Origin of the sequence: Streptomyces sp. NBC_00045 (assembly GCF_045041095.1) — a bacterium.
Taxonomy (GTDB): Bacteria; Actinomycetota; Actinomycetes; order Streptomycetales; family Streptomycetaceae; genus Streptomyces.
Genome location: NZ_CP108271.1, coordinates 972,272 through 985,497, shown reverse-complemented (window position 1 = coordinate 985,497; position 13,226 = coordinate 972,272). Strand labels below are relative to the sequence as shown.

Annotated in this window: 16 protein-coding genes; 13 read left to right on the top strand and 3 right to left on the bottom strand. The window is 72.9% G+C overall.

Annotated elements, in window-relative coordinates:
* Nucleotides 1-13 precede the first annotated feature (13 nt).
* The 3 genes from OHA65_RS04760 to dnaN all read left to right on the top strand — a co-directional run bounded on the left by OHA65_RS04760 (nucleotide 14) and on the right by dnaN (nucleotide 2,379).
* Complete coding sequence (locus tag OHA65_RS04760) at nucleotides 14-622, top strand: carbonic anhydrase (RefSeq protein ID WP_327281819.1); 609 nt, start codon at nucleotides 14-16, stop codon at nucleotides 620-622.
* A gap of 43 nt (nucleotides 623-665) precedes the next feature.
* Nucleotides 666-1,136 carry a cyanase gene (cynS, locus tag OHA65_RS04755; RefSeq protein WP_327281818.1) on the top strand — a complete coding sequence of 157 codons (471 nt, stop codon included), beginning with the start codon at nucleotides 666-668 and terminating at the stop codon, nucleotides 1,134-1,136.
* A 70-nt stretch (nucleotides 1,137-1,206) separates the two neighbouring features.
* Nucleotides 1,207-2,379, top strand: a complete 1,173-nt coding sequence (gene dnaN, locus OHA65_RS04750; RefSeq protein WP_328761690.1) for a DNA polymerase III subunit beta — start codon at nucleotides 1,207-1,209, stop codon at nucleotides 2,377-2,379.
* A 41-nt stretch (nucleotides 2,380-2,420) separates the two neighbouring features.
* On the opposite strand, the gene OHA65_RS04745 is transcribed toward dnaN, so the two are convergent.
* Complete coding sequence (locus OHA65_RS04745) at nucleotides 2,421-3,368, bottom strand: DUF5937 family protein (protein WP_327285989.1); 948 nt, start codon at nucleotides 3,366-3,368, stop codon at nucleotides 2,421-2,423.
* Nucleotides 3,369-3,480: 112 nt separating this feature from the next.
* Between OHA65_RS04745 and OHA65_RS04740 the strand changes: the two genes are divergently transcribed.
* Nucleotides 3,481-4,386: an aldo/keto reductase gene (locus OHA65_RS04740; protein WP_328761688.1), complete on the top strand. Its 906-nt coding sequence runs from the start codon at nucleotides 3,481-3,483 to the stop codon at nucleotides 4,384-4,386.
* Between the two features lie 84 nt (nucleotides 4,387-4,470).
* Here the strand turns inward: OHA65_RS04740 and OHA65_RS04735 are convergent, their stop codons facing one another.
* Complete coding sequence (locus OHA65_RS04735) at nucleotides 4,471-5,100, bottom strand: hypothetical protein (RefSeq protein ID WP_328761687.1); 630 nt, start codon at nucleotides 5,098-5,100, stop codon at nucleotides 4,471-4,473.
* 133 nt (nucleotides 5,101-5,233) lie between these two features.
* On the opposite strand from OHA65_RS04735, the gene OHA65_RS04730 reads away from it, so the two are divergent.
* The 5 genes from OHA65_RS04730 to OHA65_RS04710 all read left to right on the top strand — a co-directional run bounded on the left by OHA65_RS04730 (nucleotide 5,234) and on the right by OHA65_RS04710 (nucleotide 9,464).
* The gene (locus OHA65_RS04730; RefSeq protein WP_327281814.1) at nucleotides 5,234-5,911 is read left to right on the top strand and encodes a response regulator transcription factor; all 678 of its coding nucleotides are present in this window, start codon (nucleotides 5,234-5,236) and stop codon (nucleotides 5,909-5,911) included.
* Nucleotides 5,912-5,993: 82 nt separating this feature from the next.
* On the top strand, nucleotides 5,994-7,367 hold the full coding sequence (locus OHA65_RS04725) for an ATP-binding protein (protein ID WP_371646755.1): 1,374 nt from the start codon (nucleotides 5,994-5,996) through the stop codon (nucleotides 7,365-7,367).
* Between the two features lie 144 nt (nucleotides 7,368-7,511).
* A complete protein-coding gene (locus OHA65_RS04720) occupies nucleotides 7,512-7,739 on the top strand; it encodes a hypothetical protein (RefSeq protein WP_327281812.1) in 228 nt (75 codons plus the stop codon).
* The gene (locus OHA65_RS04715; protein WP_327281811.1) at nucleotides 7,736-8,662 is read left to right on the top strand and encodes a sigma-70 family RNA polymerase sigma factor; all 927 of its coding nucleotides are present in this window, start codon (nucleotides 7,736-7,738) and stop codon (nucleotides 8,660-8,662) included. The genes OHA65_RS04720 and OHA65_RS04715 overlap by 4 nt, the downstream gene beginning before the upstream one ends.
* The gene (locus tag OHA65_RS04710; RefSeq protein WP_328761684.1) at nucleotides 8,646-9,464 is read left to right on the top strand and encodes a hypothetical protein; all 819 of its coding nucleotides are present in this window, start codon (nucleotides 8,646-8,648) and stop codon (nucleotides 9,462-9,464) included. Before OHA65_RS04715 ends, OHA65_RS04710 begins: the two co-directional genes overlap by 17 nt.
* Here OHA65_RS04710 and OHA65_RS04705 read toward each other — a convergent pair.
* Entirely contained in the window at nucleotides 9,457-9,933 is a 477-nt protein-coding gene (locus tag OHA65_RS04705) for a hypothetical protein (RefSeq protein ID WP_328761682.1), read from the bottom strand. The genes OHA65_RS04710 and OHA65_RS04705 overlap by 8 nt on opposite strands.
* Nucleotides 9,934-10,081: 148 nt before the next feature.
* On the opposite strand from OHA65_RS04705, the gene OHA65_RS04700 reads away from it, so the two are divergent.
* From OHA65_RS04700 to OHA65_RS04685, 4 genes are read left to right on the top strand one after another with little or no spacing between them, the layout of a single operon-like run.
* A complete protein-coding gene (locus tag OHA65_RS04700; RefSeq protein WP_327281808.1) occupies nucleotides 10,082-10,519 on the top strand; it encodes a GntR family transcriptional regulator in 438 nt (145 codons plus the stop codon).
* The gene (locus OHA65_RS04695; RefSeq protein ID WP_328761680.1) at nucleotides 10,516-11,475 is read left to right on the top strand and encodes an ABC transporter ATP-binding protein; all 960 of its coding nucleotides are present in this window, start codon (nucleotides 10,516-10,518) and stop codon (nucleotides 11,473-11,475) included. Before OHA65_RS04700 ends, OHA65_RS04695 begins: the two co-directional genes overlap by 4 nt.
* On the top strand, nucleotides 11,472-12,416 hold the full coding sequence (locus tag OHA65_RS04690) for an ABC transporter permease subunit (RefSeq protein ID WP_371645854.1): 945 nt from the start codon (nucleotides 11,472-11,474) through the stop codon (nucleotides 12,414-12,416). Before OHA65_RS04695 ends, OHA65_RS04690 begins: the two co-directional genes overlap by 4 nt.
* Nucleotides 12,417-12,450: 34 nt before the next feature.
* Entirely contained in the window at nucleotides 12,451-13,224 is a 774-nt protein-coding gene (locus OHA65_RS04685) for a class I SAM-dependent methyltransferase (protein WP_328761678.1), read from the top strand.
* Nucleotides 13,225-13,226: the final 2 nt, after the last annotated feature.

Genomic DNA, 13,226 nt, shown 5'->3' with positions numbered 1-13,226 from the left:
GAAGGGAGTGACCGTGCACGACCTCGTCGAGGGCCTCGCGCACTTTCAGCAGGACGTCTTCCCGGCCAAGGCGGAGCTCTTCGCCCGCCTGGCGACCACCCACCGGCCGCACACGCTCTTCGTCGGCTGCTCCGACGCACGCGTGGTCCCGGAACTGATCACCCAGCGGGAGCCGGGGGAACTGTTCGTCATCCGGACCGCGGGCAACCTCGTACCGGCCCACACCGCCGACGGCTCCCACACCGCCGACGGCTCCGACGGCGTGGCGGCGAGCATCGAGTACGCGCTCGCCGTCCTGGGCGTCCGCGACATCGTGGTCTGCGGACACTCCGCCTGCGGTGCCATGACCGCACTTGCCGCGGGCCAGGACCTCGCGGAGCTCCCCGCCGTCGCCCGCTGGTTGCGGCACGCGGCTCCCGTCGGGGCGCCGCAGGCCGAGGTCGAGGCCCTGATCCGGGAGAACGTCGCCGTACAGCTCGCCCACCTCGCCACCCACCCCGCGGTGGCCCGCGCCCTGGCCGCCGGAGCCGTCACCCTGCACGGCTGGGTCTACGACATCCCCACCGGAGCGGTCGAGCAGATCGCCCCCGCGCCCGGACGCGGCGCCGCCCTCGCGGCCTGACCCGGCCCGCACCGTCCCGTTCCACCCCTGAGAGGAACCTCCCGTGATCCACGCCCAGTTCGACCCCACCGCCCGTCAGGCCCTGGCCAACGCCGCCGTCGACGCCAAGTCCCGCAAGGACCTCACCTGGCAGCAGATCGCCGACGCGGCCGGCCTGTCCGTCGCGTTCGTCACCGCCGCGGTGCTGGGCCAGCACCCCCTGCCGGCGGCCTCCGCCCACGCCGTCGCCGACCTCCTCGGCCTCGACGCAGACGCCGAGCGACTCCTCCAGACCATCCCGATGCGGGGCTCCATCCCCGGAGGCGTCCCGACCGACCCGACCGTCTACCGCTTCTACGAGATGCTCCAGGTGTACGGCACCACCCTCAAGGCGCTGGTCCACGAGCAGTGCGGCGACGGCATCATCAGCGCGATCAACTTCAAGCTGGACGTCAGGAAGGTCGCGGACCCCGACGGTGGAGAGCGCGCCGTCATCACCCTCGACGGCAAGTACCTCCCCACCAAGCCCTTCTAGTCGGCCCGTTGTCAGTGCCGCCCCCTAGCCTGCGCGGACCTACTGGTTTGATGTGATGGGGGATGCGCGGATGGAGTTCCGGATCGAGCGAAACGCTCTGGTCGAGGCGGTGGCGTGGGCGTCCAGGTCACTGCCCGCCCGGTCGCCCGTGCCCGTGCTGGGCGGCCTGATGCTCGACGCGGGACGGGGGCGGCTGCGGATCTCGGGTTTCGACTACGAGGCGTCCGCGAGCATCGAGGTCCCGGCGCAGACCCCGTCCGTCGGGAAGGTGCTCGTGACGGGGCGCCGACTGCTGGACATCTGCCGGGTGTTGCCGGACGCCCCGGTGGAGTGCGGGTCGGAGGGCACGCGCTTCACGTTGGAAGGGGGAGGGGCGCGCTTCGGGTTGTCGATCCTGCCCAGGGAGGAGTACCCGGCGCTCCCCGAGCTGCCCGCCCCGTGCGGAACGGTGGACGCGGCGCAGTTCGCCGACGCCGTCGCCCGGGTCGCGATCGCCGCGGGTCGTGACGACTCGCTCCCGGTGCTCACCGGGATCCAGCTCCGGCTGGAGGACGGCGCCCTGACCTTGGCCGCATCGGACCGGTACCGGTACGCGGTGCGTACGGTGCCGTGGAAACCGTGGGCGGCGGGCTCCGAAGCGGTGGAGGTGGTGGTTCCCGGCCGCAGGCTGGCCGAGATCTCCAAGTCGCTGGCGAAGACCGGGGCCGTCCGCATCGGGCTGAGCAGCCCGGGTGGCCCGGACGGTCCGGGCGGCGGCTTGATCGCCTTCGAGGGGGACGGCATGCGCACGACCCTGCGGCTGTTGGAAGGACGGCTGCCCCGTTACGGCAAGCTGTTCGCCCTGGAGCGCCCGGTGGTCGCCGTCACACAGCGGGAGGCACTGGCCGAGGCCGTCCGCCGCGTCGCGGTCGTCGCGGAGCAGAACAGCCCGGTCCGGCTGGACTTCTCCGCCCGGGGAACCCTGATCCTCCAAGCGGGCTACGGGGACGACGTCGCCTCGCAGCAGGTCACGGCCACCCTGGACGGCGCCGATGACCTGGCGGCCGCCTTCAACCCCGGGTACCTGCTGGAAGCCCTCAACTCCTTCGACGCCCCGCACGTACGCTTCGAACTGCTGGGCCCCGGTCAGCGGGCACTGCTCAGTGCCGCACCCGATGCCGATGCCGATGCCGATGCCGACGCCGATGGCGCGGCACGTGAGGACCACCGCCATCTGCTGATGTCGGTACGGCAGTTGAGCTGACGGAGCTGCGGCCAGACCCGACCCGCAGTCGAGGCTGCGGGTCAGGACGCGGCGAGGAGGGACTCGGCGACGGTGGTGCGGGCGTACAGCACCGAGCGGCCCGCCCGGTGCGCGCTGACCAGGCCCGCATCGCGCAACGCCGTCAGGTGCTGGGACACCCCGGCCGCCGAGAGCCCCGTACGACCGGCCAGCTCGGTAGTGGAGGCCGGCGCCTCCAGCTCGGCCAACAGCAGGGCCCGTGAACGGCCGAGCACCGCGGCGACGGCCTCCGCCTTCGCGGTCGGCGGCCGGGACGCCCACAACGAGCCGACGCCGCGCGCCGGGTAGGCGAGCTGCGGCGGATCCGGCGGCGTCATCCGGGTCAGCAGGCCAGGCCCGAGGAACACCGACGGAACCAGCAGCAGGCCCCGGCCCGCCGTCTCCCGGGACAGCGGCCGGGTCCGGCGAAGCAGCCGCAGGGCGTTGTCGTCCCAGCGCACCGCACTGTGCAGCTCGTTGATGACGTGCCCGGCGCCCTGCTCGGCGGCCTGCCGGGCCCGGTGGAAGACGTCGGCGTCCAGCACCGCACGGATCCGCGCCCAGTACGGGGCGAGCGCCAGCTCCCAGTACGCCTCGACCTCCTGCGCCAGCCGCGGCAACCGGGCCTGCGGATCCGCGTACAGGGACCGTGCGCGGGGGCCGAGCGGGCCCTGGTGGTAGCGCAGGTGGTCGAGGTTGCGGCGGACCGTGTCGGCGGGGGCGGCCATGACGGCGGCCAGCTCCGCCGCCAGCGCGGGGGCCGGCCCGGCGGCCGCCGGGTTGAGGAAGTGGGGCACGTAACCCTTGGGCGGGATCAGCTCGGCGAGCCAGCCCCGGTCCAGCCCGGCGGCCGCCAGTCGGGGCCGCACCTGTTCCGCCCAGGGCCGGTACACGGCAGATGTCGCACCGTCGGTCAGCAGCCGCCGGAAGCTGGTCACCACCTCCCACGACGGCGAGACGGCGAACCGCATCTCTGCCAGATCGCCGGCCGAGAACGCCAACTCCCCCAGGAGGACCACCCCTCGGATTCACTCATACCTGAATCATTGGCCCTGACCCTACCGTGCGGAGATGATTCGCGGCATGACCTCCCAGACCGTCAACGCTACCGCTTCCGGCACGTGGAAGCTCGGCGACCTGCAAGTGAACCGCCTCGGTTTCGGCGCGATGCGCCTGACCCAGGACGGCCCGGCGTTCACCCGCGACGCCGCCCCCAGCGACCGAGCCCGGGCGATCGGCGTCCTGCGCCGCGCCGTTGAGCTCGGCGTGAACCACATCGACACCGCCGCGTTCTACTTCTCTCCGCTGCGCTCCGCCAACGAGCTGATCAACACCGCTCTGGCCCCGTACCCGGACGACCTCGTCATCACCACCAAGGTCGGCCCCGGCCGGTCCCTGTCGGGCGAGTTCCTGCCCCACGCCACCCCCGAGCAGTTGCGCGGCCAGGTAGAGGAGAACCTGCGCCAGCTGGGCCGCGACCACCTCGACGTGGTCAACCTGCGCATCGTCGGGAATGATTCGATCGCCGAGCGCTTCGGCGCCCTGGCCGACCTGCGCGGGGCCGGGCTGATCCGCCACCTCGGCCTGTCCAACGTGCGGCCCCACCAGCTCGCCGAAGCCCGGGCCATCGCGCCGGTGGTCTGCGTACAGAACCGGTTCGGTCTCGGCATCGGGCCCGAGCAGGAGGCGTTCCTGCACACCTGCGGCGAGCAGGGCGTGGCCTTCGTGCCGTTCTACTCGATCGCCGGGACGGGACGCGAAGCGGGCGCGGGCGGCGCCGAACACGAGGAGGTGCTCGCCGTGGCCCGCGCCCACGGGGTGGGCGCCGCCGAGATCCGGCTGGCCTGGACCCTGCACCTCGGACCGCACGTCCTGGCCATCCCCGGAACCGGGAATCCGGACCACCTCACCGCAAACGTCGCTGCGGGCTCCCTGCAGCTCTCCGCCGAAGACCTCGCCGTACTGGACTCGGTCCGCCCCTGCGACTGACCGGTCGAGGGCGGCCAGCCGCACCGCACTGCACTGCCCCGCCCCGCCCCGCCGCGACGGCGGCGGAGCGGAGCGGGTACGCGGTCAGCGGGGACCGACCGGTCCCTTTCCTGCAACGTTGTTGCCGGTGACCGTGCCGTCGGCGCCGGCAAGGGTCACGGCGTGCCGTACACCGTCGGGACCGAGGATCACGGCCAGCCAGCTGCTGCCGCCGCCCTGCTGGGCCACGGTCCGCAGCGATTCGAGCTTGCCGCCCTCCACGGCGGCCGTCGCCTTCTCCACGGCCTGGGCCGCCGGCAGCGCGGGCGGGGGCACCGGGGCGCCCTTGGCCGCTCCGCCGCCCTGACCGCGGCCTCCCGGCCCCCGCCCGGGCAGGCCGCTCCCGGGCCCGCGGTCGCCGCCGGCGTCGGGCCCGCCGCCCTTGCGCAGCTTCGGGCCCATCAGGCCGTCGCCCGGCATCCCTCCGCGGCCGTGGTCGCGGACCTTGACGGCGAAGCCGCCCCGCTCGTGCTCCCGGTGGCCGTGCTCGGCCACCGCCACCGCCGCAGCCCCGCCGCCGATCACGACGACCGCGCCGAGGGCCACCCATCGCGTACGCCCCCCACGGGCCAGCCGGACCAGCCGGCCGCGGCGCCCCGCCGTACCGGTCGCGTCGGCCTTGGCCTCGCCCGGGCCCGCGGACGGCTCGGCGGGCTGGGGACTGGACTGAGTCATCGACATGCTCCTCGCGTTCGCCGGGCACTCCGCCCGGCTCGGCAGATCATGCGCGCCCGATGCTGAAGCTCTGCTGAAGCAGGCTGAAGACCTCTTCAGCAAGCCGCCCGAGCGACCTGAGAACCTTGTCCCCATGCGCGTACTGGTGGTCGAGGACGAAAGGCGGCTCGCCGCTGCCCTCCAGCGGGGTCTGCAGGCCGAGGGCTTCTCCGTGGACGTCGCCCACGACGGCCCGCAGGGCCTGTGGCTGGCCACCGAGCACGACTACGACGCCATCGTGCTCGACATCATGCTGCCGGGCCTCAACGGCTACCGGGTCTGCAGCCGGCTGCGTGCGAGCGGCTGCGAGTCGGGGATCTTGATGCTCACCGCCAAGGACGGCGAGTACGACGAGGCGGAAGCCCTCGACACCGGCGCGGACGACTTCCTCTCCAAGCCCTTCTCCTACGTGGTCCTGGTCGCCCGGCTGCGCGCCCTCATCCGGCGCACCGGCCGGCGCAGACCGCAGATCATGGAGTTCGGGGATCTGGTGATCGACCCGGCAGGTCAGCGGTGCACGCGCGCCGGGATCGAGGCCCGGCTGACCTCGCGCGAGTTCGCGGTCCTCGTCCACCTGGCCCGGCGGGCCGGGGAGGTCGTACCGAAACGGGAGATACTGGAGAACGTCTGGGACGCGGCCTACGAGGGCGACCTCAACGTCGTCGAGGTCCATGTCAGCGCCCTGCGCCGGAAGATCGACGCACCGTTCGGCCGGGCCGCGGTGGAGACCGTCCGCGGCGCGGGCTACCGGCTGGCGGCCGACGGTGGCTGAACCGCAGAACGGCACCGCCGCCCGGTCCCCCGTCCGCGCCGCCCTGCGCGTTCCCGGCCGGATCCGCGGCCTCGCGCGGCGCCTGCGCCCCCGGTCCGTCCGCGCCCGGGCCACGCTCGGCGCCTCCACGGTGGTGGCCCTGGCCCTCGGAGCCGCCTCCTTCGCCCTGCTCGGCGTCCTCGACGGCAACCTGATGCGCAACGCCCAGGCCGACGCCGAGCGGCAGGCGCTGTCCACCGCCGGGCTGGTCGCCGCGGGCCGGGTCGACACCGTACTGACCCCCGGGCGCGGCACCGACTTCGTCCAGGTCGTCGACGAGCAGGGTCGGGTCCTCGCGGCGAGCCCCAACCTCGCCGGCCGCCCGGCCCTCTCCCCGGCCCGCCCGGGCAAACCCGGCACGGTCCGCGGCACCTGGAAGGACGGCCCCGCGCGCGGCGACCGCCGCCACCGCGTCGTGCAGGTCACCACCGTCACCTCGGAGGGACTGGTCACCGTCTACGCGGGGACCTCCCTGCGGGAGGCCGACACCGCCGACGACGTCATCACCGGTGCGCTCGTCGTCGTGGTGCCGCTCCTCGTGCTCACGGTGGCCCTGGTCACGTGGCGGGTGACCGGCTGGGCGCTGCGGCCCGTCGAGGCGATCCGCGCCGAGGTCGCCGCGATCAGCGACCGCGATCTGCACCGCCGGGTGCCGGTGCCGCGCAGTCAGGACGAGATCGCCCGGCTCGCCGTCACCATGAACACCACCCTGGACCGGCTCGAAGCCGCCGGGATCCGCCAGCGGCAGTTCATAGCCGACGCCTCGCACGAGCTCCGCAGCCCGATCACGGTGCTGCGCACCCAGTTGGAGGTCGCGCAGGCCCATCCCGATCCGGCGCTGTGGGGCGAGTTGGTCAGTGGGGCCCTGGAGGACACCGTACGGCTGCAGGACCTCGCCGCCGATCTGCTCCTGCTGGCCCGCCTGGACACCGGGGAGCCGCCGCCAGCCGCCGCGGTGGACCTGGCCGACGTCGCCCGCGAGGCCGCCGGATCGCGCCGGCAGGACCGGATCCCCGTCGACATGGAGATCGTTCCCGAGGCCGTCGTGCGCGGCAGCACGCTGTGGCTGTCCCGGCTCGTGACCAACCTGCTGGACAACGCCCAGCGCCACGCCGAGCGGCGGGTCCGGCTCGTCCTGCGCGTCGACGGGGCCCGGTGCACCGCCGTACTGGAGGTCCGCGACGACGGGCCGGGCATCCCGACCGCGGACCGGGAGCGGGTCTTCGAGCGGTTCACCCGCCTCGACGACGCCCGCAGCCGCGACGAGGGCGGTACGGGCCTGGGCCTGGCCATAGCCCGTGACATCGCCACCCGCCTGGGCGGCTCCCTCACGGTCGAGGACGCCCCGGCCGGCGCCCGCTTGGTGGCGCGCCTGCCGCTGGACCGCGCCCGTACAGAGGCGGGCACGCGGTTGTGATTGTTCCCCGTTCTGCTTTTTTCGCACCTGTCCATCTCTGTTCACTCCATGCTTGCTTCGGCTCTTGAAGGGGGGCGTCGAAAACGCCAGGAGCCGGATCCCGGACAGACACCAACAAGGCGCAAGCAGCCAGAGGACGGCGCGATGAAGAACAACCGGATGATCGTCACCGTGGTGGCGCTCTTAGCGATCTTCGCATTCAGTGTGGTGATGGTGGTGGCGGGACAGCCCGTCGCAGCCGTCACCGCGCTGATCCCGTCGGCCGCGCTGGGCGTGCAGCAGATCGTGCAGGCGGGCACCGGGGTGGCCGAGAGCCGCCGGGAGCGGTCCACCGCTCAGGTGCCCGACCGGGACGAGGAGCCGCGGGGATGAACCTCCACTCGGCACCACAGGACGTCCCGCAGGGCCGCAGCGGCAAAGCGGGCCGCCGGTTGGGACCCATCGCCGAAGGCACCGGGCCGGCGCACCGCGCCTGGCTGGAGCCGCTGCGCGACGCCGTGCACGGAAGGGGAGTGACCCTGGACGAGCTCCAGGCGCGCACCGGCCGCCCCAAAGGACACATCTCCGAGTTGCTGCGGGCCGTCGGCCGCTACCCCCGCTGGGTCTTCGTCCGTACCGTGCTCCTCGCGCTGGACCGGCCCGGCCTGCCCTACGACGCGATGCGGCTGCGCTGGGTGCTCGCGGCCCGGGACGTCGGCAAGCGCACCTCGTGGATCAAGGACTGCCTCCACGAGGGCGGCGCCCGCCACCGCACCGCGACCGCCTCGGTCCCGCTGGACTTCCTGGCCTTCCAGCAGATGCACCGCCCGCACTACACCCGCTACGCCTCGGCGTTCCTGCGCCGCCCCGGCCTCTCGAAGAAGGCGGTCGACGACGTCTTCACGCTGCTGCTGATGCTGTGGCACGACGCCCTCGCCAGTGAGAACCCCGAGCGCTTCGCCTGGCCGATGCTGCGCCAGACCGTGCTCGAACGCGCCCCGAAGGAGAACGGCCGCCCCTCCCTCGTCGAGGCGGCCTTCGACACGGTCGCCCTTGACCTCGCCCCTGACCCTGTGCGCCAGGTCGAGGAGTCCATGGCCCTGTTCCGGGCCGTCGGGGGGCTCGCGCCCGTGCAGCGCGACGTCGTGGTCCTGCTGTACCTGTGCGGAATGGAGGACACCCGGGCGGCGGACGAACTGGGCGTCTCCCTCGCCTCCGTACGGTCCACCGCACGGCACGCCAAGCGCAACCTGCACGCCGCCCTGTACCCGCACGGCACCACCGAGGAGGGGGTCTCCGGTGACCTCGACCATTGACCAGCTGCTGGCCCGCGCCCGGCTCCACACCGCCCCGTACGCGCCCGCCGACATCGCCGACACCGGCGGCGCACCCCACCCACAGGGCGCACGGGGGCCCGGTGCGGCGGCCGGCGAACCGCAGAGGGACAGGCGGGGAGCCGCTCGCGACCTCCAGGCCCTGTGCGAGACGGCCGTCACGCGCACCGCCGTCGTCGGGCTGGGCGACTTCCTCACCCACAAGCTGCCCCAGCCCTCGGGGGCCCGCGTCCTCGGTTGCATCCTGCTGCTGACCGACGCGGAGGACTCGGCCCGCTTCTGGTGGCAGTACGCCGCCGGCGCAGGGGACTCGATCGCCTCGTACTGCCTGTACCTGCACCACCTCGCCCTGGGGGAGAACCACGAAGCCGTCTGGTGGCGGAGCCAGAGCGCGCCGCCCGCCCCCCGGCACGAGGCGGACGCACTGGACGAGCCGGACACCCCGGATGCGGCTGACGTGGCTGACGTGCCCGACGTGGCCACGGTGGTCTTCGAGGGCGCCGCCCGGGACCTCGCCGCCGATGCGAGCCTGCCCACCACCCTGCGCGTCCTGCGGGCGCTGCGGCCCGGCGGGACCGGGGCCAGGCGCGGCTCCGGCACCGTCAAAGCCGTCATGGAGTACGTCTCCGCCGCCGTCAGCTACGTCGACGACGACCTTGAACTCCCCCTGCCGGACCCGGACTTCACCGACCGGATCCGCGCACTGACGGCCGCGGCCGCCCGGCCGCCGCGGCCGGGCCGACGCACCCCGCCCCGGCTCCCGGCCCGGCTGCGGGCTACTTGACCAGGAAGGAGCAGCCCTTAGGGTTCTTGCCGCCCTCGTTGTCGGCGACCTTCTTGCCGTCCACCGTGATGGTGCACGGGGCCTGCTTGAGCGAGCCGTCGGCGGCCTTCACCGAACCCGGGAGGACGTTCACCAGGTAGCCCACCTTCTGCTCCGCGCCGGTGAGTTCGATCGTCTCCGTCTTCTTCCACGGCAGGGTCTGCTCCTCGAACCCGGTGCTGTCGGCGTGGTACATGACCTGCGTCCGGCCCTGGCCCTCGACCTCCAGGGTCACCTCGTGCGTCGCCCCGCCCTTCACTCCGCCGGCGGCGCCGGCCGAGGCCGAGGGGCTCTGCGCGGCCGACGGCTTCGCGCTGTCGGCGCTCGGCGAGGCCTTCGCCTTCCCGTCCCCGTTCCCGCTGTCGCTTCCGCACCCCGTCAGCAGCGCCGCCGCGACGAGCAGGGCCGCTCCGGTAACCGTCTTGCGCATGTTCCCCGTTCCTTGCTTCCCGTGCTCTCGGTGACGGGATTTCGACGTCCGGAGATCCAACCACACCGAGTCGCGGGCCAGTGATTTGACGGACCGTAACCCTTCCCTGCATCATTCCACTAAGGCATTAGTGGAATGAGGCAGACGCATGATCGAGTTTCAGGTGGACCGGCACAGCGGTGTCGCCACGTACCTGCAGCTCGTCAACCAGGTCAAACAGGCGCTCAGGCTGGGCGTACTGGAACCGGGGGACCGGCTGCCGACCGCCAGGGCCGTGGTGGAGGCCACCGCCATCAACCCCAACACCGTGCTGAAGGCCTACCGCGAGCTGGAGCGCGAGGGGCTCGTCGAACCACGCCCGGGTCAGGGCACGTTCGTCACCCGCTCGCTCTCCCGCCCCGAGGCCGCGGCCGATTCGCCACTGCGCGGCGACCTCGTCGCGTGGATGACGCGGGCGCACGACGCGGGGCTGGGGCGCGAGGACGTCCTGGCGCTCGTCGAGGCGGCGCTCGTCGAGGCGGCGCAGGCGCGGACGGGCTCCGCGCAGGCCGGCACAGAACGACCGTCACGAGAGGACACCACGTGAACGACCCGACCGCCGAACCGGCGCTCCGGGCAACAGGGCTGGGGCAGCGGTTCCGGGAGAACCGGGCCCTGCACGACTGCGAGTTCGAGCTGCCGGCCGGCAGGATCTCGGCGCTCGTCGGCCCCAACGGGGCCGGCAAGAGCACCCTTTTCCACCTCATGGCCGGCCTGCTGCGACCGACCAGCGGGGAGATACGCGTCTTCGGCGCAGTCCCCGGCAGCCGGGCCGCACGCACCCGGACGGCGTTCGTCAGCCAGGACAAGCCGCTCTACCCGCAGTTCACCGTCGCCGACGTGCTGACCGTGGGCCGCAGGCTCAACCCCCGCCGCTGGGACCAGGCGAAGGCCGAGCGCATCGTGGACGACGGCCGGATCTCGCTGAAGACCCGGATCGGCACCCTCTCCGGAGGCAAACGCACCCGAGTCGCCCTGGCCCTGGCCCTCGGCAAACAGGCCGACCTGCTCCTCCTGGACGAGCCGCTCGCCGACCTCGATCCGCTCGTCCGCCACGAGATGACCGGGCTGCTCATGGCGGAGGCCGCCGACCGGGGGATCACGGTCGTGATCTCCTCGCACGTCCTGCCCGAGCTGGAGAACGTCTGCGACCACGTCCTGCTCCTCCAGGACGGACGGATCCGCCTCGCCGGCGACACCCAGGACCTGCGCGAGGCGTACACCCGGCTCACAGGCCGCGCCGACCCCGACACCCCGGACGGCCTGCCGCGCGGAGCCGACCGCGACGCCGTCGTCCACGCCACCACCAGGGGCCGCCACTTGACCGCGCTGATCCGCAACGCGCCCGGCTCCTCCCGCCCTTCGGGCGCCGACGAGCGTTGGATCACCTCAACGCCCTCCCTCGAAGAGCTGCTGCTCGCGCACCTGCGCTCCGGGGCTCCCGGCGCCCCGCCCGCCACGGCCGCCCCCGCGTCCGCCGACGGGGCGGAGGTCGCGGCATGACCGGCACCCTCTGGCTCGCCTGGCGCCAGCAGCGCCTGCTCGTCCTCACCGGAGCCCTGCTCGTCACGCTCTGCACGATCTGGGTCGCCCTGCGGCGGGCGGACCTGATCGGGGCCATCGACGGCTACGACCTCTCACAGTGCAAGGGATGGAACGGCACCTGTCCGCCCGAGGCGTACGGGGCCATGTCCGAGAGCAACACGGGCATCCGGATCCTGGGCGCCATCGGCCTCGCCCTTCCGGCGGCCATCGGCATGTTCTGGGGAGCCCCGCTCATCGGTCGAGAGCTGGAGAGCGGCACGATCAAGGTCGTCCTCACCCAGAACACCGGCGTCCGCAGCTGGTTCGCCGCCCGGTTCGGCCTCGCGGCGCTGAGCACCGTCCTCGTCTCGACCGCCGTCGCCGGTCTCATCGCCTGGTGGTGGGCGCCGATCTCCAACATGATCGACGGCGTCTACTGGTACGACCCGTACGTCCTGGGCGCCTCCGGCCCCTCGGCCGTGGCCGGGGCCCTGTTCGCGCTCGCCGCCGGTACCGCGATCGGCCTGCTGGTCCGCCGCACCCTCCCGGCGATGGGCGTGACCCTCGCCCTGGTTCTCGGCACGGCCGCCGTACTGACCTTCTTCCACCGGGACTTCGTGGCCCCCATCGACCGGACCACCCCCGGGATGACGCCCAAGCAGCTCATCGGCAGTGCCTGGTCCGCGGGATACCGCTACCTCACCCCCGACGGGCGCCAGCACCCGCTGGAGAACTGCGAGTTCTCCGGTGAACAACTGCGCCGCTGCATGGACGAGCACGGCTTCGTGGGCCGGGTCCACAAGGTCTACCCCAGCTCGGACTTCTGGACCTTCCAGGCGATCGACACGACGGTCTACCTCCTCCTCGCCCTGGCCCTCGTCACCCTGACGGCCGGCCTGCTGCGCCGCCGCCTCGGCTGAGCGCCCCCCACCGCTCCTTCCGGAGGAACCTCCCTTGGCAACCAAGAAGAACCTCGTCGCCAACCGCACCACCCTCACCCACAAGGTCCGCTACGCGGCGCGCAACCCCGCACGCATCGGCCCGTACGTCCGCCGGGCCGCCCGCGACAGCTGGCTGCGGCTCAAGCACCCCGACCACGTCGGCTACTACCGCGCGGTCATGGCCTCCGACACCGCGCGCAACCCCGAGGCCGCCGTCGGCAGTCAGACCCACGAACGCTGGCTGGCCCTCGGCAAGATGCAGTTCGACTACCTCGTGGAGCACGGCCTCGCCCCGCACCACACCATGCTCGACATCGGCTGCGGCAACCTCCGCGCGGGCTGGCGGTTCATCGAGCACCTCGACCCCGGCCACTACTACGGGATCGACATCTCGCCCGACATCCTCATATCCGCCAAGCAGACGCTGGCCCGCCAGGAACTCCAGGGCAAGCTGCCGCACCTCACCCTCACCCAGGACCTCACGCTGGACTTCCTGCCCGACGCGTACTTCGACGTCGTGCACGCCCACAGCGTGTTCTCCCACTCGCCGATCGAAATCATCGACGAATGCCTCGCGCACGTCGGGCGGATCCTGGCTCCGGGCGGCCACTTCGACTTCACCTTCGACCGCACGGAGGGCTCCGAACACCAGGTCCTGCGGGAGGACTTCTACTACCGCACCCAGACGTTGGTCGACCTCGCGTCCCGGCACGGCCTGAAGGCCCGCTTCATGGACGACTGGGAGCGGTTCGGTCACGGCCAGTCCAAGATCCGCGTCACCGCCTGAAG